The following is a 19,444-nucleotide window of genomic DNA, read 5'->3' as shown; positions in this document are numbered from 1 at the left end:
GATCACGGTGAGTGATGCGATCGAACCTCAGGGGGTGAGGGTCATCGTCTGGGGCGCCGGCTTCCCGCCGGCTGGGACTGTCACTGCGCATGGCTAGATCTTACCAACTCCGAGCCAGCGGTCGGCCTTCGTCATATCCCGCGGCGCTCTGAACTCCGACCGTGGCGAGTTCGGCGAATTCCGCGAGGGTGCGGGCTCCTGCATAGGTGAAGGAGCTGCGCACGCCCGAAGTGATGCCGTCGAGCAGGTCCTCGACTCCAGGAGATTCTGGGTCAATGTACATAGTCGACGAAGAAATGCCCTCTTCGAACAAGCCCTTACGTGCGCGGGAGAATGCCGACTCCGTCCGAGTTCTGTTCGCCACTGCCCGCGCCGAGGCCATGCCGAAGCTCTCCTTGTACTTGCGGCCCTCACCGTCGACGAGAAGATCACCCGGGGATTCGTGGGTGCCTGCGAACCACGAGCCGACCATGACCTGCGATGCACCTGCGGCAAGGGCCAGCGCCACGTCGCGGGGATAGCGCACTCCCCCGTCTGCCCACACATGAGCACCCAATTCCCTGGCCGCCTCGGCGCACTCGCGAACAGCCGAGAACTGCGGACGCCCGACTGCCGTCATCATGCGTGTCGTGCACATCGCACCGGGGCCGACACCGACCTTGACGATCTGCGCACCGGCCGACACGAGGTCGTGAACGCCGTCAGCGGTGACGACGTTTCCCGCGACGATGGGCACGCCCAAATCTGCCGCCGAGATCGCGCTCAAAGTGTCAAGCATCTTCACCTGATGGCCGTGTGCAGTATCGACGACAAGCACATCGGCACCGGCTGCGACGAGGGCAGAGGCTCGTTCGACGGCGTTGCCGTTGACTCCGACCGCCACAGCGATCCTCAGGGTGTTCTGGTCATCGAGGTTAGGTGCGTAGATCGAGGATCGCAGCAGCGACTTGGGAGTCAGGGAACCCAGCACCCTGTCGCGGTCATCGACGACGGCGGCGAAGGGAGTCCGGGCCTCGTTCATGGACTCGAACAGAGACTCCAGCTGCGCGCGATCAGACCAATCGATGTCCGTGGCCCTGATGACATGAGGGGACGATTCGAGCAGCGCAGACACCGCAGTGAACCGGTCGACGTCTTTGAGGTTCGTCGAATCGATCACCCCTTCAAGCCTGCCGGCTTCATCGACGACGACTCCGAAACCGTGGGCGCGTTTGGCCAGAACGTGCAGTGCGCTCAGCACAGTGTCCTCCGGGGAGAACCGCAGCGCCGAATCGAAGACGCGATCTCGGCTCTTCACCCACGCGATCGTGTCTTGCGCCGCTGACAGCGGGATGTCCTGCGGCAGAACTGCGAGACCACCTCGGCGGGCCATGGTCTCAGCCATTCGACGACCGGACACGGCAGTCATGTTTGCAGCCACGATCGGCGTCGTGGAGCCGGTCGGATCGGTCGTCGACAGATCGACGTCGAACCGGGAGGTCAGTGAGGACGAATTGGGAACCAGGAAGACATCCGAGTACGTCAGATCACTATTCTGGTCATTTGAGATGAAACGCATGACACTATTGTCCCCTATGCGGACATACTCGGGTACATCGCGTTAGGCTGGTCATGTCGTTAAGCAGCAATTCTTGAATCAGGAAGTAGGCGATCAACGCCGTGTCCGTCAATACTCCGAACCGCACCGTCGACGACTTCGGGTCGAATGAGTGGTTGGTCGAGGAATTGTATGAACAGTACAAGTCCGATAAGAACTCCGTCGACCAGTCGTGGTGGCCGTTCTTCGACAAGTACGAGAAGAACGGGGATGGAGCAGCAGCGAAGACTGCCGCCGCCAAACCCGCAGCGAAGACCGGCACCAAGCCGGCCGCAAAGACCAATGCGAAGTCATCCTCAAAAACTCATGCGAAGTCACCCGACAAGTCCACCGAGGACACGTCGGGAGAAGACTCCGTTGCGGATGACAGTCCCCGCGGAATCTCCCCTTCTTCGGCTCAGGCTGAGACCCTGAAGGCCGAGACCAAGTCCGTGCCCAAGGTCGTCGTGAAGGACACCGAGTCCAAGCCGGCTCCAGAAGAGACCGTGACTCCATTGCGCGGTCCGGCCAAGCTGATCGCTAAGAACATGGACGATTCGATCGAGGTTCCCACGGCTACGTCCGTGCGTGCGTTGCCGGCCAAGGCCCTCATCGACAACCGCATCGTCATCAACTCACACCTCAAGCGGACCCGTGGTGGAAAGGTCTCCTTCACCCACCTCATCGGCTTCGCCGTCATCCGAGCTCTGCAGAACTTCCCGTCGCAGAACGTGTCCTATGATGTGCGCGACGGCAAGCCCGTGATGGTCTCTCCTGCCCACATCAACTTCGGGCTAGCAATCGATGTGCCGAAGAAGGACGGTTCGCGCACGCTCCTCGTGCCCAGCGTAAAGAAGGCTGAGACCCTGACCTTCCGCCAGTTCGTCGACGCCTACGACGGCCTCGTGGATAAGGCACGCCAGGGCAAGCTCACAGCTGACGATTTTGCGGGCACCTCGGTCTCGCTGACCAACCCCGGCGGAATCGGAACCGTGCATTCTGTGCCTCGTCTGACCAAGGGACAGGGTTGCATCATCGGTGTCGGTGCGCTCGACTACCCGGCGGAGTTCCAGGGCGCCAGCCAGCACACGATCAACAAATTGGCCGTGTCCAAGGTGCTCACCCTGACCTCCACCTACGATCACCGCGTGATCCAGGGTGCAGGATCCGGCGAGTTCCTCAAGCTCGTCCACAGCTACCTCCTCGGTGAGGACGGTTTCTACGACGATGTCTTCGAGTCCCTGCGTCTGCCCTACGAACCAGTGCGCTGGGTTCCCGACGTCTCCGCTGAAGACCAGGACGATGTCAACAAGACCGCCCGCGTCATCGAACTCATCGACGCCTACCGCACGCGCGGTCACCTCATGGCGAACATCGATCCGCTGGTGTACCGGCAGCGTTCGCACCCGGACCTCGATATCAACCAACACGGACTGACCCTGTGGGATCTCGAACGTGAGTTCCCCACCGGCGGCTTCGGTGCCAAGCCGATGATGCCCTTCCGCAACATCCTCGGACTCCTGCGCGAGAGCTACTGCCGCACCATCGGCTTCGAGTACATGCACATCGCCGATCCGCTGCAGCGCCGTTGGTTCCAGGCCAAGATCGAGGTTCCGCATCAGGAGCTGACACGCTCTGAGCAGGGACACATCCTCGGCCGCCTCAACGCAGCCGAAGCCTTTGAGACCTTCCTCCAGACGAAGTACATCGGGCAGAAGCGCTTCAGCCTCGAGGGCGGCGAATCAGCCATCGTCCTCCTCGACGAGGTCCTCAACCAGTCGGCAGACACCGGCATGGAACAGGTCGCCATCGGGATGGCGCACCGCGGACGTCTCAATGTGCTCACCAACATCGCAGGCAAGTCCTATGCGCAGATGTTCCGTGAGTTCGACGGAACGATGTCTCCAGACAGCGTCCAGGGCTCTGGTGATGTCAAATACCACTTGGGCACCGAGGGGTCCTTCACCTCACCCGCGGGCAACTCGACCGATGTCTATGTCGCGGCCAATCCCAGCCACCTCGAGACCGTCGATCCGATCCTTGAAGGCATCGTGCGCGCCAAGCAGGACTTCATCGACCAGGGAGAAGCCGGATTCACCGTACTTCCCGTCCTCGTCCACGGCGACGCGGCATTCGCAGGTCAGGGTGTCGTGACCGAGACCCTCAACCTCTCGGAGCTTCGCGGCTACCGGACCGGTGGAACGATCCACATCATCATCAACAACCAGGTCGGCTTCACCACGCCTCCGGCCTCGGCTCGCTCGTCGTTCTACTGCACCGACGTCGCGAAATCGATCAACGCACCGATCTTCCACGTCAACGGCGATGATCCCGAAGCCGTCGTGCGAGCCGCACGGCTTGCGTTCGAGTACCGTCAGGAATTCAACCGCGACGTGATCATCGACCTCGTCTGCTACCGCCGTCGCGGACACAACGAGGGCGACGACCCATCGATGACGCAGCCGCTGATGTACTCCCTCATCGAGAAGAAGGGTTCGGTGCGCAAGCTCTACACCGAATCGCTTGTCGGCAGGAAATGCATCACCGACGATGAAGCCAGCGAAGCGCTCAAGGACTACCAGTCGAAACTGGAATCAGCATTCGCCGAGACCAAGGAAGCCGAAACCGGCTCCTACGACGGCGATGCCTTCAACGCTCCGCACGTGCCCAGCGACATCGAAGCATTCAACAATGCCGAGACCGCGATCAGCACGGACACTCTGCAGCACATCGGCGCAACATTCGCCGCTGTTCCAGAGAAATTCACCATCCACAAGAAGTTGCGTGCCCTTCTCGAGAAGCGCAAGGAGATGTCACTGTCCGGCGGCATCGACTGGGGCTTCGCCGAGCTGTTGGCCTTCGGCTCGCTGCTCATGGACGGAATTCCTGTTCGCCTCGCCGGCCAGGACTCGCGTCGCGGCACATTCGTGCAGCGCCATTCGGTGCTCATCGATGCCGACAACGGCAACGAGTGGACGCCGCTGCAGAACCTCAGCGACGAACAGGCTCGGTTCTGGGTCTACGATTCGCTGCTGAGCGAGTACGCTGCGGTCGGCTTCGAATACGGCTATTCGGTCGAACGCCAGGATGCCCTGGTCGCTTGGGAAGCTCAGTTCGGTGACTTCGCTCAGGGCGCCCAATCCGTGATCGACGAGTTCATCTCGTCCTCGGAGCAGAAGTGGCAGCAGAACTCCGGCGTCGTCATGCTCCTGCCCCACGGGTACGAAGGTCAGGGCCCCGACCACTCCTCAGCTCGCATTGAGCGCTACCTGCAGCTGTGTGCCGAGTCGAACATGACGGTGGCCCTGCCATCGAACGGTGCGTCCTACTTCCACCTGCTGCGCCGCCACGCGATGACGACGAACAAACGTCCGCTCATCGTGTTCACGCCGAAGTCGATGCTGCGGCTCAAAGCCGCGGCGAACTCTCCCGAGGACTTCACCACGGGAACTTTCGAGCCCGTCATCGACGATGCTGTCGTCGATCCCGAGAAGGTCGACCGTGTCGTCATGGTCTCCGGCAAGCTCTACTGGGAGCTCCTGGCTCAGCGGGAGAAGCGTGAAGACACGACGACAGCGCTCGTCCGCGTCGAACAGCTCTACCCGCTCGATGAGGACTCCATCACGGCTCTGCTCGACCGGTACCCTGCCAGCGCACAGCTGGTCTGGGCACAGGAGGAGCCTGAGAACCAGGGTGCTTGGCCGTTCATGGCACTGAACATGCCACAGCTGCTGGGCGACCGTGAACTCACTGTGATCTCACGGACTGCCTCCGCTGCGACTGCCACCGGTCTCAAGCATGTCCACGAAGTCCAGCAGCAGGAAGTCATCGACAGGATCTTCCGCCGGTGAGCTTCGTGACTCCGACGACCGTTGCTGTGATCGGTGGCCCGCTGGTCGCCGGTCACGGCGATGGTCGTGGGCTCGGATGGGTCGGACGCGTCACTGCCAGGACGTTGCCCAGCCTACCCGATCTCAGAGTCTTTCCACTGGCAGTGCCGCACGAAGACTCTTCAGGTCTGCATGCTCGCACCATCGCCGAGGCGTCCCTGAGGTTCACCTCCGACGGTGACAATCGGCTGGTTCTGGCTTTGGGGTCAGGCGACCTCGATTCCGGTCGTTCCGTTGCCCGCGCCCGTCTCGACGTGGCCAATGTGCTCGACGAGGCACTGGCAAGAAAAGTCGCGGCATTCGTGATCGGGCCTCCCCCTGAGTACAATTCTGAACGGAATCGTGCAATTGCTGAGCTCAATACGAGCTTCTCGGACGTCGCAAAACGACGCGGCATCGCCTATGTCGATACGTTTACGCCTCTGCTCGGGCATCCCGTGTGGCAGCGTGAGATCGCATCCTCGCGCGATCATCTTCCTGCACAGGAAGGCTACGGCCTGCTCGCCTGGCTGGTGCTCCACCGTGGTTGGTTCCCGTGGCTCGGTGTCCAAGATGCCATGGACGGTTCCTGATCTCCGCCCCCCCGAACCCAGCCGCATGAGTCTGATCCTCATGACCTGAGTGACACTTTGCCCAGGCACAGGGGCCATGAAAGAATGAAGCATCTAGTTGATCTAGTTGAAGGAGTGTAGTTATGAGCAAGCGCAGCCGTAAGCGTCACGACCGTCGCCGGAACAAGGCGAACCACGGAAAACGTCCACTCGGCTGATTCTTTCGAATCATCCGAGACAACGAAGAGGGCGGGGAGAGTGTTCACTCTCCCCGCCCTCTTCGTATGCCTGGTTCAGGCGGCTACGCCCCTGAGCCGGGCCAGACCGACTGCTCGGTGGCGATCCGCTGGCGGATCTTCTCCCGCAGTCCCATTGGTGCCTGTTCGCGACTGCAGGAACGGCGCACCAATTCCTTGAGCAGTGCTTCGATCTCGTATTCGTCGTGGCACGACGGACACTGTTCGAGGTGCACAGAGATCTCGCGGATCTCCGTCGTCGTCAGCTCTCCGTCAAGATAGTGGTAGATGCGCGTCAGAGATTCCGCGCGCAGACTCTCACAGCATTCCTCGCTCATTTCGCACCTCCCGCGGGTTTGGAGAAGCCACGATCCGTAGCATAGTCGGCCAGCAAGTCGCGCAGCTGACGACGCCCACGGTGCAAACGCGACATCACGGTGCCGATCGGCGTCTCCATGATCTCAGCGATCTCCTTGTACGGCAGACCTTCAACATCGGCATAGTAGACCACCATGCGGAAATCCTCTGGAAGCTCTGACAACGCATCTTTGACGTCAGAGTCGGGCAGATGGTCGAGAGCTTCCAGCTCCGCCGAGCGACCACCGGAGGACGAATGACTCGCGGCCTGGGCGATCTGCCAGTCCTCGATGTCCTCACTGCCGTTTTCCTGCGGCTGGCGCTGCTTCTTCCGATAGTTGTTGATGAACGTGTTCGTCAGAATCCGGTACAGCCACGCCTTGAGGTTGGTTCCCGGCTTGTACTGGTGGAACGCGGCATAGGCTTTCGCGTAGGACTCCTGGACGAGGTCCTCGGCATCAGCAGGGTTTCGGGTCATTCGCAATGCAGCCGCGTAGAGCTGATTGAGATACTCCAGAGCGTCACGCTCGAAACGGGCCGAACGCTCGGCCTTGGTCTCGGGGACTTCTTTGACTGATTCGGTCATCGTAGTCAATGGTACGCCCGTTCTCTCTAGGACGGCAGTGGCGTTCACAGACTTCTCCTTCTGCCTTTCGACTCAGCACCGACAAGATCGCCCTCACCGGTGCGTGTTCTCTGATTCAACACCGAGGCGAGGCCCCACTATTCCCAGACAGCGGTTATGCTTGCCAGTGAGATGCCCGACACGTAGGAAGGACCATAGTGTCTCCAATCAGATTCCTCGCACGGCCCATGCTGGCCGCCGGTTACATCAGCAACGGGGTCGACCGTCTGCGCCGCCCGGAAGCAGCGGCCGCGTCGATCGGTCCGCTGCTGAACATGGCACGCAAACAGATCGATGTGCCCATCGATGCTCCTACCCTGGCACGCGCCACTGGAGCGGCTCAGGTCGCTGCAGGCTCGCTGCTGGCTATCGGCAGATTCCCCCGCGTCAGTGCCACGATCCTCGTCGGCACCTACCTCCTCGACACCGTCGGTGAACGTATCGCAGCGGATAAGGCAACCTCGAAAGAAGACAAACAGGCGCGCACGGAGCGCACCCTGATCCGCACCTCGTTGCTCGGCGGCGCGCTGCTGGCCAGTGTCGACACTGCAGGCAAGCCAGGACTTTGGTGGCGCACGCAGCATGCCGCCGAAGATCTCTGGTCCTCGGTCGAAGACACCTCCAAACAGGCAATGAGTGCGCTTGGCGTTGACTGACACACCCGATCTCACTGCACCCGCCACCGGCGACTGGATTGCTCCTGTCGCCGGTGGCGGCGTCACCGCGAATGTCAGTGTTCCCGGTTCGAAGTCCCTGACCAACCGCTATCTCGTCCTCGCCGCACTCGCCGAGTCCGAGTCAATCGTGCGCGGGTGGCTGCGCAGCCGTGACACCCTGCTCATGGTCGAGGCTCTGAGAGCGCTCGGCGCCGACATCGACGAAGCCAACGGCAACTTGCACATAACTCCCATTGACTTCTCCGCACACCGTGAAGGGCCTCCGGTCACCATCGACTGCGGTCTGGCCGGAACCGTGATGCGCTTCGTTCCTCCGCTCGCCGCAGCCACCGGACGTGAGATCATCCTCGACGGCGACGAACAGGCCAGAGTCAGGCCGATGTCGGTGATCATCGATGCCCTGACCCGCCTCGGCGCTTCCATCACTGCGGAGAACAATCTGCTGCCGATGACGATCCATGCGCAGTCCCACCTGCGCGGTGGCCACCTTGAGATCGACGCCAGCGCCTCCAGCCAATTCGTGTCGGGCTTGCTCCTGACCGCCCCGGTGATGCCCTTGGGGATCGAGCTCGTCAACTGCGGCGATTCCGTGCCCAGCCGGACTCACGTCGACATGACGCTCGAAGTCCTCGCCGACGCGGGGGTCGACGTCACAGAGCCCGAACCCGAACGATGGATCGTCGAACCGGGTCTCCCCCGCGGACTCGACGTCCGCGTCGAACCGGACCTGTCCAACGCCGCGGCCTTCGTCGCCGCTGCTCTGGCCACCAGCGGAGATGTCACCGTCTCCGACTGGCCTGCCCATACAACACAAGCCGGAGATGGGTTCCGCGCAATCGCCGAGGCCTTCGGCGGCACCGTGACCCTGGACCGAAACGGTCTGCGAGTCCAAGGGCCCGACGTTCTGCGAGCCGTTGACCTCGACCTCTCTGCCGTCGGTGAACTCACACCCGTCATCGCTGCCCTGGCTGCATTGGCCGACGGCACGTCGAATCTGACTGGAATCGGTCATCTCCGCGGGCATGAGACCGATCGGCTCTCGGCCCTGCGCCGCGAGCTCGGCGCCATCGGCGTCGACGTCGACGAACAACCGACGTCTCTGACGATCACGGGCTCGACTCCGCGCCGCGGAACGTGGCATACCTACAACGATCACAGGATGGTCATGGCCGGAGCGATTCTCGGTCTGCACATCGACGGACTGGTCATCGAGAATGCCGACACCGTGGCGAAGACACTGCCGGAATTCACCCAGCTGTGGGAAGACATGTTGAGTCGGCGCGCCTGAGATGGCAAGGATCTACCGCGACGAGGACTACCGACCCCGCCCAAGCAGACGCGGCTCCAGACCGCGGACGAAGAACAGGCCGAACCACGACGCAGCGATCGACGGACTCGTCACCGCCGTTGACCGGGGACGGTATCGAGTAGTTGTCTCCGATGACACCAGCGACGTCCGAGATTCCCCCAGAACAAGTGCAGCCACCTCCGACGTTACGGCTGTACGAGCCTCCCACCTGCGCAAAGACGCGGTGGTCCCCGGCGATATCGTCAAACTAGTCGGTGACACCTCGGGCAGCAAGGGATCGTTGGCGCGCCTGGTCGAGATCACCGAGCGACGAACCCTGCTGCGCCGCAGCGCCGACGACACGGATCCGACGGAACGCGTGATCGTCGCCAATGTCGACGTCATGGCGATCGTCACAGCCACCGAGGACCCCGAACCCTCATATGGGCTCATCGATCGAGCCCTGACTGCGGCCTTCGATGCCGGCATCACTCCCCTGCTCATCGTCACCAAAACCGATCTGAAACCGGCCGATAACATCGTCGAGCGGTTCTCGGAGACCGGAGTGGAGATCGTATCCTCCGGGCTCAGACCCGACGGTACGCTGACCGATGCGACGGTTTTCGATCGCTTACAAGGCCAGATCAGCGTCCTGGTCGGACATTCGGGTGTCGGAAAATCGACCCTTATGAATGCTCTTGTTCCCCGCGCTGAGAGAGCCACCGGCCACGTCAATGACGTTACCGGGCGCGGTCGACACACCTCGTCCTCTGCGATCTGTCTTCGTCTCGACGGTGGTGGCTGGCTCGTCGACACGCCCGGTGTCCGCAGCTTCGGGCTGGCCCACGTCGATCGGGAAACGCTGATCTCGGCCTTCCCAGAGCTCGTCGGAGCCACTGCCGAGTGCCCACGCGGCTGCACCCATCACGCCGATGCGCCGGGTTGTCGGCTCGATGCCTGGGTCCGCGACGGCAACGCGGGTCCCGGTGGAGTCTCACGGTTGGAGTCACTGCGCAGGCTGCTGCCCACAACTGGATAAGGTGGAGGAATGAACGATCTCGACCTGGCAACCGAACTCGCCGACCTCGCGGACTCCATCAGCTACCGTCATTTCGTGGCACAGGACTTCACTGTCGAGACTAAACCCGATCTGACTCCCGTCACCGAATGCGACCGTGCGGTGGAGTCAGCGATCATGGAACGCCTCAACGCCGAACGACCGGAGGACAGTGTCCTGGGCGAAGAGTTCGGTTCCCACGGTTCCTCCCCCAGGCGGTGGATCATCGATCCGATCGACGGCACGAAGAACTTCGTCCGCGGTGTTCCGATCTGGGCCACTCTGATCTCCCTGTACGACGGGAAGACACCGATCGTCGGCATGATCTCAGCCCCTGCCCTGGGCCGACGCTGGTGGGCCGAGGTCGGTCAAGGTGCCTTCACCTCGGCGCTGGGAGAAGCGGCCAAGCGCATCCACGTCTCTGACATCGATTCCTTCGAAGACGCCTCGATGTCCTACGCGTCGCTGTCCGGGTGGAAGAACCTCGGGGTCCTCGACGATTTCCTCGGTCTCTGTGATCGTCTGTGGCGGACTCGAGGCTATGGCGACTTCTACTCGTACATGCTTCTGGCCGAGGGAGCAGTCGATATCGCATGCGAACCAGAGCTGGAGCTCTACGACATGGGTGCACTGGTTCCGATCGTTGTTGAAGCAGGTGGGACGTTCACGAACACAGCTGGCGTCAGCGGACCTTTCGGCGGCAATGCCCTGGCCAGCAACTCGCGCCTGCACGAACGTGCCCTTGATGCACTGGGCCGAATCACTCCTGCCACACCTCCGGCCCCTACTCCGGTGTGAGTTCTCGCCGAAACCCAATCATCTCTGAAGAAAAGGGAGACAGATGCCCGATGTGATGCGTGCCGACCTCTGGCATTCGATGGCCGATGCGGCCGGTCTGATCAACGCCGACGGAACGATCGGAGAGACGATCTACGGACAGATGACAGCATTGGCTGCGAATACCGGAGCAGTAAATCTGGGACAGGGCGCACCGGGAACCGATGCCCCTGCCGAGCTCATCAACGCCGCTGCCGACGCCATGCGTGACGGCTTCAACCAATACGCACCAGGTCAGGGCTTTCCAGCACTCCTCGAGGCCGTGGCCCAACAGCGGTCTCAAGACTTCGGTCATGAGGTGTCACCCCAGCATGTGCTCTACACGTGTGGGGCCACAGAGGGCCTCACCGCCGCAATTCTGGCCCTGCTCCCCCAGGGCGGGACCGTTCTCGCCTTCGAGCCGTTCTACGATTCCTACCCGGCGGCTATCGCCGCTGCAGGGGGATCTCTGGTCACCGTACCGATCCTGCCGACCGTTGAGGGCGGATTCGCGCCCGATTGGGCCAGCTTCGACGAGGCTGTGACAGCCCCCGGCCGCCTCCCCTCGATCATTCTCATCAATACTCCCCACAATCCGACAGGGTTCATGTTCAGCGCACAGGATCTGGCTCGCATCGGTGACGCAGCAGTTGCCGCAGACGCCTGGGTACTCACCGACGAGGTGTATGAACAATTGGTCCTCGATGGCACGCCCCATGTGGCACCAGCGGTGGCCATTGAAGACAGCGCGCGAGTCGTCACAGTCTCTTCGGCGGGAAAGTCCTGGAACACGACTGGGTGGAAGATCGGATGGGTGATCGCGGAGCCTGAGGTCAGAGAAGCCATCCAGTCGGTCAAACAATTCCTCACATTCACCGCAAGCGGTCCTCTGCAGGTGGGACTGGCCCGCACACTGTCCGGAGCTTCGACCTTCGTGGCTGAGAATCGATCATCCCTGCAGCAGCGAGCAGACGTCTTGGTGCCGGCATGTCGTGCCGTTCCAGGAGCGATCGCGTCAACGCCAGCCGCCGGGTACTTCACCGTCGTCGACTTCTCTGCCCTGACTGACCTCGACGCCTTCGAACTCAACGACCTGTTGGCGCGACGGTACTCGATCGTCGGCATTCCCGTTCCTGCCCTGTGTCGGGCGGGATCTCCTGCGCATGCGGCGTACCGGTCATCCATTCGCTACTCATTCTGCAAGTCTGCAGCGGATGTCGCTCGCGGGGCACAGCTGTTTGACGATCTCGCCGCCGAACTGGCCAAGGATCCCAATGCGCTGCGGAGGCAGACCTGACTTCACCAGCGTTGTGCTGAACACAGAACGAGCTGCCAAGAACACATAGGGCAGGGGGCCGATCGCGTTGCTGCGATCGGCCCCCTGCCCTATTCACTGCATCTGCCTCAGCGCCCGTACGTCTGTGGCATCACCTGGAGGTTCAGGCCTTGACGAGTTCGAGTTCGAGTTCGAGTTCGATCTTGATCTTGTTGGAGACGAGCAGCTCGCCACCACCGAGCACAGCGTTGAACTCCATGCCAAAGTCCTTGCGATCGACCGTGGCAGCTGCCGAGAGGCCCGCAACCTGGTTTTCGTTGGGATCGGTGGCAACTCCGCTGAACTCGGTGGCGAAGGTGACTTCCTTGGTCACGCCGCGCATGGTGAGTTCACCGACAAGTTCGAACTCATCGTTGGATATGGCGTTGATCCCGGTGGATTTGAAGGTCAGCTTGGGGTTGTTCTCGGCTTCGAAGAAGTCACTGCTCTTGAGGTGACCGTCGCGCTGGGGGTTGCGAGTGGTGATCGATTCGACGTCAGCCTCAGCGGTGACCGTACTGTCTTCGAGGGTCTCACCGACCTTGACGCTGCCTGCGATGTCTTCGAAGTGTCCGCGGACCTTCGAGACACCGGCGTGGCGAGCGGTGAACGTGAATTCGGAATGCACCGGGTCGATGTTCCAGATTCCTGCGGTGAGTCCCTGTGGTAGAGCAGTCATGATTTCTCCTGTTCGTTGAACATTGAATTACAAGATCACTCTAGTTTATCTTTCAACTATCGACAAGACCGGGCCGGGATCACCCTCGGGGTGAGGGCCTCAGGTGGACAGCAGGCGGACATGTGGCGGACGTCACCCTACTTCGGTTTGGCCTGCAAGAAACAGCTCCTGTAGGGTAGAGAATACGACGCGGGGTGGAGCAGTTCGGTAGCTCGCCGGGCTCATAACCCGGAGGTCGAGGGTTCAAATCCCTCCCCCGCCACGTTGTAAATGTGTCGCGATATCGTTCACTCGGTGTCGCGGCACATTTTTTGCGTCTGACCAGATCGCCTCTCACCACATCGTGCGCCACTCAATCCACGGCCCTCTCGTCATTGCTCACCTCAACGCTCCCCTTTCAGGCAGTTATCCTCTCTCGGAATGATTCGCGTGCTCGACGACTACCTCTCCATTCAACCGATGACCCTTGCGCTGCAGTCCTGCGTCAGCGGCGCCCGACTCACACCCAGGCTCTGCAGTGGGGCTGACGCTGCAATGCCGGCAGGGAACCATTTCGCAGATTACAACCCGATTATGCTTCTGACTTGCGAGGACGTAGTATTTACCGAGTAAACAAACGCCGCGGGGTGGAGCAGTTCGGTAGCTCGCCGGGCTCATAACCCGGAGGTCGGAGGTTCAAATCCTCCCCCCGCCACGAAAGTGGCAGAACCCCCAGTCAGTTCAACCGGCTGGGGGGTTCTTCATATTGATCCTCGACCTGACTTCCTGCCACGCAGGGACAGCCGCGGATCTGCTGCGTTCCGAGGGAATCGAGCTCCTCGGACCACGCGCGAATATGGTCATCCATGGCATTGGGAGCAGCTGAACATACTCCGGGGCAAAGGTTATTCTTACCTTATGAACTGGATCGCTCCGGGGATAATAGAGGCAGGGAGATTGGAAGAAGGAGATTCTCTCATGCCAGTGAAATACACCGATGAGCTCAAAGCTCGTGCCGTCGAGCTCGTCATGCATGCCCAGGCCGATCCTGAGACCGCGAGCAGGGCAATCACCCGCGTCGCGAACGAACTCGGCCTGAGCAAGGAGACCCTGCGAGTTTGGGTGCGCAAGCACAAGGACTCCGGCAGAGCCACGCCGACGGAGTCGGTCGACCTTGAGGCCGAAAACCGTCGACTGCGCGCCGAGTTGACCGAAGCGAAACGGGCAAACGAGATACTTCGCCGGGCGTCGGCTTTCTTCGCGGCGGAGCTCGACCGCCCATCCAAGTAATCGTCGATTTCATCGACAACAACCGCGACGAGTTCGGAGTCGAGCCAATCGTGCGCGCCCTTTCAGGGACTGCTGCACGGATTGCTGTGAGCTCGTATTACGCGTACAAATTACGCCAGCCTTCAGCCCGTGCTGTCCGGGACCGGGAGCTCAAGACCGCCATCCGGGACGTCTACGAGGCGAACTATTCCTGTTACGGGGTGCGGAAGATGTGGAAGGCGATCAACCGCGAGTATGCGGACCGGTTCGGGAATATCGCTCGGTGCACGATCGAGCGGTTGATGCACCAGCTGGGCATTGACGGGGTTCGTCGTCGGCGGAAGCGTCCGAAGACAGCCTCGGCCAGGGCCGAGGAGTGCCCGGAGGATCTCGTCGAACGCGAGTTCACAGCTGAGGGTCCGAACTGTCTCTGGGTCGCCGACATCACCTATATTCCAACCCAGGCTGGGTGGGTATACACAACGTTCATTCTCGACGTCTTCCACCGCGAGATCGTGGGCTGGCAGGTGACGAATCATATGCGTGAGTCGCTGGCCAGGGACGCGTTGACGATGGCTCTGGCAGCGAAGTTCCGGGCCGGCGAAGACGTGTCCGGGCTTGTCCACCACTCGGATCGCGGAGTCCAATTCAGGTCGATTCGCTATGGCGAGACTCTGGCAGAATCCGAGATCGTGGCGTCGGTGGGGTCACGCGGGGACTCATACGATAATGCCATGGCTGAAGCACTGAATTCAGTCTACAAAGCGGAACTGATCGACCGTCGCGAATGGTCGGGGTTGATCGAGGTGATGGCAGCGACATCGAAATGGATCGGGTGGTACAACCGGCAACGACTGCATTCGGCGATCGGATATCGACCTCCGTTCGAGGTCCAAGCTGAGTGGACCAACCAGGGTGCGACCGCGAGCGTAGCTGCATAGAAAACCAGGAAAAACAGCCTCTATGAAACCCGGTGCTTGACAAACTTATCTTCCCGCAGCAGAAGCACAGTGGCCGCAATCGCATTGTCCGTCCTCCTACTCACCAGCGCCTGCACCTCAGGCACCGCCAACGGCAAGGATGAGGGCACCGGTAAGAAGGATGTCGCCACCGGTGGTGAAGCCTTTGCCACAGCCGATGAAGAGACGGCCGAACTGGGAAGCGATGCCAAGCCCGGAGTGTTTCCACGCACGGTGAGACATGCCAGTGGCACCACCGAGATTGCAGAGCAGCCCAAGCGCGTCGTCGTCCTCGACACCGGTGAGCTCGACGATGTCCTGGCCTTGGGCATCAAGCCCGTCGGTATGGTCACAACCAAGGGAACACACCCGGTGCCCTCCTATCTTGCCGATCGGGTCAAAGACGTTGACACGGTGGGAACGATCAACGAACTCGATCTGGAGGCGATTGCCGAACTAGAACCGGATCTGATTCTTGGCAGCCAGCTGCGTGCTGACACGCTCCACGAAAAACTCGACTCCATCGCGCCCACGGTATTCTCAATTCGGCCGGGATTCCCGTGGAAGGAGAACTTCCTGCTCGTCGGCGAAGCATTGGGTATGGAAAATGAAGCCACAGACGTGCTCAACGGGTACACGAGAGCCACCGGCGACCTCGACGGTGCGGTCGATGGCAACCCGACGATCTCGCTCGTGCGCTTCATGCCCGAGAGGCTGCGACTCTACGGCAACAAATCCCTGATCGGTGTCATCCTCGAGGATGCCGGGCTCGCCCGCCCTGAGACACAGGACATTGCTGAGCTCGCGGTGGAGATCTCTCCGGAGAACCTCGACCAGGCTGGTGGCGACTACGTCTTCTACACCAGTTATGGTGACCCTGAAGCAACCGGCGAGACCACAGCGCTTTCCGGCAGCCAATGGGCGGGATTGCCGGCCGTCGAGGACGACAGAGCCTTCCGGGTCGAAGACGACGTATGGTTCCTCGGATTGGGTCCCATCGGAGCGGGGCAGATCGTCGATGACCTCGAAGGGTACCTGACTGACTGACCGGGCAGAGCGGCTGCTCCCCCCGGGTGTGCTCACCCGCAAAACGACCTCCTGCGCATGAGCCAGGCCCCTGGGATCCGATCGGATCCCAGGGGCCTGGCTCATTCAGCGTCGACCGTGTCGGGTGTCAGTTATCTCCACCCTCAGCGGCAGGGGTACTGGCCGGAGCAGAAGTTCCGTCCTTTGAACCGTCCTTCGCGAGAGAGGGATCGGCTGCCACCGCATCCTCAATCGCGTTCTTCAGGCGATCCTGCGCCTTTCCGTACTTCTCGAAGTCACCCTCCTTGAGGGCCGCGTCCGAATCCTCCATCGCCTTCTTGGCTTCCTGCAGCGCATCGTTGAGGTTCTGATCGTCAGGCGCAGCTGCGGAGTCGCCACCGCTCCCTGATCCGCCTGACTCGCCTGCACCACTGTCCTCGGTGCCTGCGTCACCGGCCTTGGCGCCTGAGTCGCCGCCGAAGACCTGGTCGAGAGCCTCATCCAGGGTCGGAGCGAACCCGATGTCCTCGCCGAAGGCCACCAGCACGTGCTGGAGCAACGGGTAGGACGTGTCGCCGGCAGACCGGACGTAGACGGGCTGAACGTAGAGCAGACCGCCACCGACGGGCAGAGTCAGCAGGTTGCCGTTCTGAACTTCAGACTCACCCTGACGCAGCAGGTTCAGGCTACGCTGCACATCCGGGGCAGTATTGAAGTTGTTCTGCGCCTGTCCAGGACCGGGTACCGTCGTGTTGCGCGGCAGCTGCAGAAGTCGCAGCTTGCCGTAGCCATCTGCCACCTCGCCGTTGGAATCGCCGGCGTCAGCATCCGCAGACAGGAATCCGGTCAAGTTGTTCCGAGCCTGGCCCTCATCGGAGCGAGCCGGAATGTAGGAACTCGTCAGCGAGAACGACGGAACCTTCTGACCCGGCATCTGCAGGGTCATGTAGAACGGAGGCTGAGTCAGACCACTGCTGGTCTTCTTCGTCGGGTCCGTTGGCAGCGTCCAGAAGTCCTGGCCGGTGTAGAACTCACTGGCCGAAGTCACGTGGTACTTCGTCAACAGATCGCGCTGTACCTTGAACAGGTCCTCCGGATACCGCACGTGGCTCATCAGGTCGCCCGACATTTCCGAAGACGGTTTGATGAGGTCAGGGAAGATCTTCATCCACGTTTTGAGGACGGGGTCTTCCTTGTCCCACTGGAACATGTCGACCTTGCCGTCGTAGGCATCGACCGTGATTTTGACCGAGTTCCGGATGTAGTTGACCTCTTCATCCGGAAGAGTGGCCACGGAGTTGGGCGCAGTAGCCGTCACCGAGTCCTCGGTCGCCTCCTGCAGTGGCTGAGGCGTCGAATACGGGTAGTCGTCTGCCGTCGTGTAGCCATCAAGGATCCATTTGATCTTGCCGTCGACGACAGCCGGGTATGGATCGCCGTCTATCTTGAGGAACGGTGCCAACTTCTGCACGCGCTCCCGTGGGTGACGTTCATAGAGGATCTGTGATTCGTCGTTGACTGCATCAGAGAGGAGGATCTGCTCGTCCTGATACTTCAGAGCATAGGCGAGGCGGTTGAAGAGGCCGCCCAAGGATGGACCGCCGTTGCCGCTGAACGTGTTATTCACCTGGCCCGAACCGCTGTCCTCATCGGAAGGGTAGTCAAGCTCTCGAGGGGTCGAGTCCTTTTCGCCGCCGACGATCGAGTAGTCCGGTGAGCTCTCACCGAAGTACACGCGCGGTTCGTAGTCCGGGAACTCGCCCTTGGGCGGAATGTCGGACTCCATGAACAACGGCTCACCATCGGGGCTGCGCTGGTTGCCATTGGCGGCAACGACACCAAACCCGTGGGTATAGACGATCGCACGGTTGTACCAGCTCTGGTTGTTCACCGAGCTTGGGGCCAACTCACGGACCGCGATCACGGTGTCGCGCATATCGCCGTCGATGTTGTACCGATCGACATCGAGCTGCTCGGGGAAGGAGTAGTAGGGCCTGACCTGTTGCAGCTGCCGGAACGTATCCGAGACCAGGTTGGGGTCGAGCAGACGGATCGACGCAGCGGTCTCGGCGTCTGCACGCAGTGCGCCCTTCTCGCCGCTCGTGCTCGGCTCATAGGGAGTCACATCGATGTCGTTGAAGTCGAAGGCGTCACGAGTCGCATCGATGTTGTGCTGAATGTACTCGGATTCCAGGCTCTGCTGGGAAGGACTGACCTGGAACTGCTGAACCATCGCGGGATAGGCGATGATCGAGATTCCGCCGAGGACGATGAGCGTGGCAGTCGCGATGAGCGAGATCCGCCAGTTTCCCTTCCAAGCCGTATAGACGAACATGAAAGCCACCAGCACCGCCGCGATCGCGACGATGGCCATGGCCGGAAGCGCTGCCCTGTCGTCGGTGTAGGTCACACCGGGCACGATGCCACCGGTCGCCGTCAGTCGTTCGTACCGGGCGAGCCACAGACGACCTGCCTGTACGAGGATCAGGACGGCGACGGTGATTCCCAACTGCCACTGGGCAGTCTTCGTGAGGACGACACCCTTCTGCTCCCCAGGACGGATGCCGCCGAAGAGATAGTGCCCGACAAGTGCAGCAATGAGCGACAGCAGAACCGCCATCCCCACCTGATCTCCGATCAGCCGCAGGCCGGGCAGGACGAAGACGAAGAACGACTTGTCCATCCCGAACTGGGCATCCTTGGAGCCGAAGGAGGTCGAGTTCATCCACTGGAGGATGGTGTTCCAGTGCGCCGAGGCGGTGATCCCGCTGAGCACACCGACGACCGCTGGGATCGCGAAGGTCGCGACTTTGCGCAGCGGTTCGATGGCTTCACGGTACCGATCGAGGTTCTCCTGGCGCGGAGTCGTCGGCGCGTACACCGGACGATTGCGGAAGGCCAGGTGCAGACTCAGCCACACGGGGACGGCCATGACGACGAATCCGGCTAGGAACGTCAGCCCGCGCGTGAACCACATGGTGCGGAACACCTGCGAGGCATCGATCTGCTTGAACCACAAGATTTCGGTGTACACCTGTGTGAACGCGATGAAAGCGACGAGCAGAATCGCCACTGACACGAGAGTGAGCAACAGGGGCGAACGTCTGGGCCGGTTCGTCGGCATTCGTGCGGAGGTGGGTGAGG

16 protein-coding genes, 2 tRNA genes and 1 other annotated feature are annotated in these 19,444 nt (G+C 61.4%); of the genes, 13 read left to right on the top strand and 5 right to left on the bottom strand.

What is annotated here, in order from left to right; genetic code table 11:
• Window positions 1-100: 100 nt before the first annotated feature.
• Entirely contained in the window at window positions 101-1,558 is a 1,458-nt protein-coding gene (locus AAFP32_RS07125) for a GuaB1 family IMP dehydrogenase-related protein (protein WP_350271222.1), read from the bottom strand.
• Between the two features lie 101 nt (window positions 1,559-1,659).
• On the opposite strand from AAFP32_RS07125, the gene AAFP32_RS07120 reads away from it, so the two are divergent.
• The 3 genes from AAFP32_RS07120 (at window position 1,660) to AAFP32_RS16685 (ending at window position 6,235) form a co-directional block, all read left to right on the top strand.
• Window positions 1,660-5,427 (top strand): multifunctional oxoglutarate decarboxylase/oxoglutarate dehydrogenase thiamine pyrophosphate-binding subunit/dihydrolipoyllysine-residue succinyltransferase subunit, encoded by a 3,768-nt coding sequence (locus AAFP32_RS07120; protein WP_350271221.1) that lies wholly within the window; start codon window positions 1,660-1,662, stop codon window positions 5,425-5,427.
• Complete coding sequence (locus AAFP32_RS07115) at window positions 5,424-6,038, top strand: GDSL-type esterase/lipase family protein (RefSeq protein WP_350271220.1); 615 nt, start codon at window positions 5,424-5,426, stop codon at window positions 6,036-6,038. Before AAFP32_RS07120 ends, AAFP32_RS07115 begins: the two co-directional genes overlap by 4 nt.
• 122 nt (window positions 6,039-6,160) lie before the next feature.
• Window positions 6,161-6,235 carry a 50S ribosomal protein bL37 gene (locus AAFP32_RS16685; RefSeq protein WP_371860662.1) on the top strand — a complete coding sequence of 25 codons (75 nt, stop codon included), beginning with the start codon at window positions 6,161-6,163 and terminating at the stop codon, window positions 6,233-6,235.
• An 83-nt stretch (window positions 6,236-6,318) separates the two neighbouring features.
• Here AAFP32_RS16685 and rsrA read toward each other — a convergent pair whose 3' ends face one another.
• Together rsrA and AAFP32_RS07105 are read right to left on the bottom strand one after the other, a co-directional pair.
• The gene (rsrA, locus tag AAFP32_RS07110; RefSeq protein ID WP_350271219.1) at window positions 6,319-6,591 is read right to left on the bottom strand and encodes a mycothiol system anti-sigma-R factor; all 273 of its coding nucleotides are present in this window, start codon (window positions 6,589-6,591) and stop codon (window positions 6,319-6,321) included.
• Window positions 6,588-7,244, bottom strand: a complete 657-nt coding sequence (locus AAFP32_RS07105; protein ID WP_420883387.1) for a sigma-70 family RNA polymerase sigma factor — start codon at window positions 7,242-7,244, stop codon at window positions 6,588-6,590. The genes rsrA and AAFP32_RS07105 overlap by 4 nt, the downstream gene beginning before the upstream one ends.
• A gap of 149 nt (window positions 7,245-7,393) precedes the next feature.
• Between AAFP32_RS07105 and AAFP32_RS07100 the strand changes: the two genes are divergently transcribed.
• The 5 genes from AAFP32_RS07100 to AAFP32_RS07080 are packed head-to-tail and all read left to right on the top strand — an operon-like array spanning window position 7,394 to window position 12,370.
• Window positions 7,394-7,891, top strand: coding sequence for a DoxX family protein (locus tag AAFP32_RS07100; RefSeq protein ID WP_350271217.1), 498 nt, complete (start codon window positions 7,394-7,396; stop codon window positions 7,889-7,891).
• A complete protein-coding gene (gene aroA, locus AAFP32_RS07095; protein ID WP_350271216.1) occupies window positions 7,884-9,200 on the top strand; it encodes a 3-phosphoshikimate 1-carboxyvinyltransferase in 1,317 nt (438 codons plus the stop codon). The genes AAFP32_RS07100 and aroA overlap by 8 nt, the downstream gene beginning before the upstream one ends.
• Window position 9,201: 1 nt before the next feature.
• A complete protein-coding gene (gene rsgA, locus AAFP32_RS07090; protein WP_350271215.1) occupies window positions 9,202-10,239 on the top strand; it encodes a ribosome small subunit-dependent GTPase A in 1,038 nt (345 codons plus the stop codon).
• A gap of 9 nt (window positions 10,240-10,248) precedes the next feature.
• Window positions 10,249-11,055 carry an inositol monophosphatase family protein gene (locus tag AAFP32_RS07085; protein WP_350271214.1) on the top strand — a complete coding sequence of 269 codons (807 nt, stop codon included), beginning with the start codon at window positions 10,249-10,251 and terminating at the stop codon, window positions 11,053-11,055.
• Window positions 11,056-11,098: 43 nt separating this feature from the next.
• Entirely contained in the window at window positions 11,099-12,370 is a 1,272-nt protein-coding gene (locus AAFP32_RS07080; RefSeq protein WP_350271213.1) for an aminotransferase class I/II-fold pyridoxal phosphate-dependent enzyme, read from the top strand.
• A 142-nt stretch (window positions 12,371-12,512) separates the two neighbouring features.
• On the opposite strand, the gene AAFP32_RS07075 is transcribed toward AAFP32_RS07080, so the two are convergent.
• Window positions 12,513-13,067: a YceI family protein gene (locus tag AAFP32_RS07075; RefSeq protein ID WP_350271212.1), complete on the bottom strand. Its 555-nt coding sequence runs from the start codon at window positions 13,065-13,067 to the stop codon at window positions 12,513-12,515.
• A 188-nt stretch (window positions 13,068-13,255) separates the two neighbouring features.
• On the opposite strand from AAFP32_RS07075, the gene AAFP32_RS07070 reads away from it, so the two are divergent.
• The 5 genes from AAFP32_RS07070 to AAFP32_RS07050 all read left to right on the top strand — a co-directional run bounded on the left by AAFP32_RS07070 (window position 13,256) and on the right by AAFP32_RS07050 (window position 16,321).
• Window positions 13,256-13,329: transfer RNA gene (locus tag AAFP32_RS07070), tRNA-Met, on the top strand.
• A 358-nt stretch (window positions 13,330-13,687) separates the two neighbouring features.
• Window positions 13,688-13,761, top strand: a tRNA-Met gene (locus AAFP32_RS07065).
• Window positions 13,762-14,024: 263 nt separating this feature from the next.
• Window positions 14,025-14,336: a transposase gene (locus AAFP32_RS07060; protein WP_350269399.1), complete on the top strand. Its 312-nt coding sequence runs from the start codon at window positions 14,025-14,027 to the stop codon at window positions 14,334-14,336.
• Window positions 14,297-14,425, top strand: a sequence feature (AL1L pseudoknot). Its footprint overlaps the gene before it by 40 nt.
• Window positions 14,387-15,256 carry an IS3 family transposase gene (locus AAFP32_RS07055; protein WP_350271211.1) on the top strand — a complete coding sequence of 290 codons (870 nt, stop codon included), beginning with the start codon at window positions 14,387-14,389 and terminating at the stop codon, window positions 15,254-15,256. (Overlaps the previous feature by 39 nt.)
• Window positions 15,257-15,325: 69 nt before the next feature.
• A complete protein-coding gene (locus AAFP32_RS07050; protein ID WP_350271210.1) occupies window positions 15,326-16,321 on the top strand; it encodes an iron-siderophore ABC transporter substrate-binding protein in 996 nt (331 codons plus the stop codon).
• Window positions 16,322-16,448: 127 nt separating this feature from the next.
• Here the strand turns inward: AAFP32_RS07050 and AAFP32_RS07045 are convergent, their stop codons facing one another.
• Window positions 16,449-19,424, bottom strand: a complete 2,976-nt coding sequence (locus tag AAFP32_RS07045; protein ID WP_350271467.1) for a UPF0182 family protein — start codon at window positions 19,422-19,424, stop codon at window positions 16,449-16,451.
• Window positions 19,425-19,444 lie beyond the last annotated feature (20 nt).

Origin of the sequence: Brevibacterium sp. CBA3109 (assembly GCF_040256645.1) — a bacterium.
In the GTDB taxonomy this organism is placed as follows: Bacteria; Actinomycetota; Actinomycetes; order Actinomycetales; family Brevibacteriaceae; genus Brevibacterium; species Brevibacterium koreense.
Note: the sequence above shows the minus strand (reverse complement) of the source record. Positions and strands in the feature narration are given on the sequence as shown.

Excerpts from the sequence above, each read along its gene's own strand:
- AAFP32_RS07125 (WP_350271222.1), bottom strand. The coding sequence starts at position 1,558 with ATGCGTTTCATCTCAAATGACCAGAATAGTGATCTGACGTACTCGGAT.
- rsrA (WP_350271219.1), bottom strand. The coding sequence starts at position 6,591 with ATGAGCGAGGAATGCTGTGAGAGTCTGCGCGCGGAATCTCTGACGCGC.
- rsgA (WP_350271215.1), top strand. The coding sequence starts at position 9,202 with ATGGCAAGGATCTACCGCGACGAGGACTACCGACCCCGCCCAAGCAGA.
- AAFP32_RS07085 (WP_350271214.1), top strand. The coding sequence starts at position 10,249 with ATGAACGATCTCGACCTGGCAACCGAACTCGCCGACCTCGCGGACTCC.
- AAFP32_RS07080 (WP_350271213.1), top strand. The coding sequence starts at position 11,099 with ATGCCCGATGTGATGCGTGCCGACCTCTGGCATTCGATGGCCGATGCG.
- AAFP32_RS07075 (WP_350271212.1), bottom strand. The coding sequence starts at position 13,067 with ATGACTGCTCTACCACAGGGACTCACCGCAGGAATCTGGAACATCGAC.
- AAFP32_RS07060 (WP_350269399.1), top strand. The coding sequence starts at position 14,025 with ATGCCAGTGAAATACACCGATGAGCTCAAAGCTCGTGCCGTCGAGCTC.
- AAFP32_RS07045 (WP_350271467.1), bottom strand. The coding sequence starts at position 19,424 with ATGCCGACGAACCGGCCCAGACGTTCGCCCCTGTTGCTCACTCTCGTG.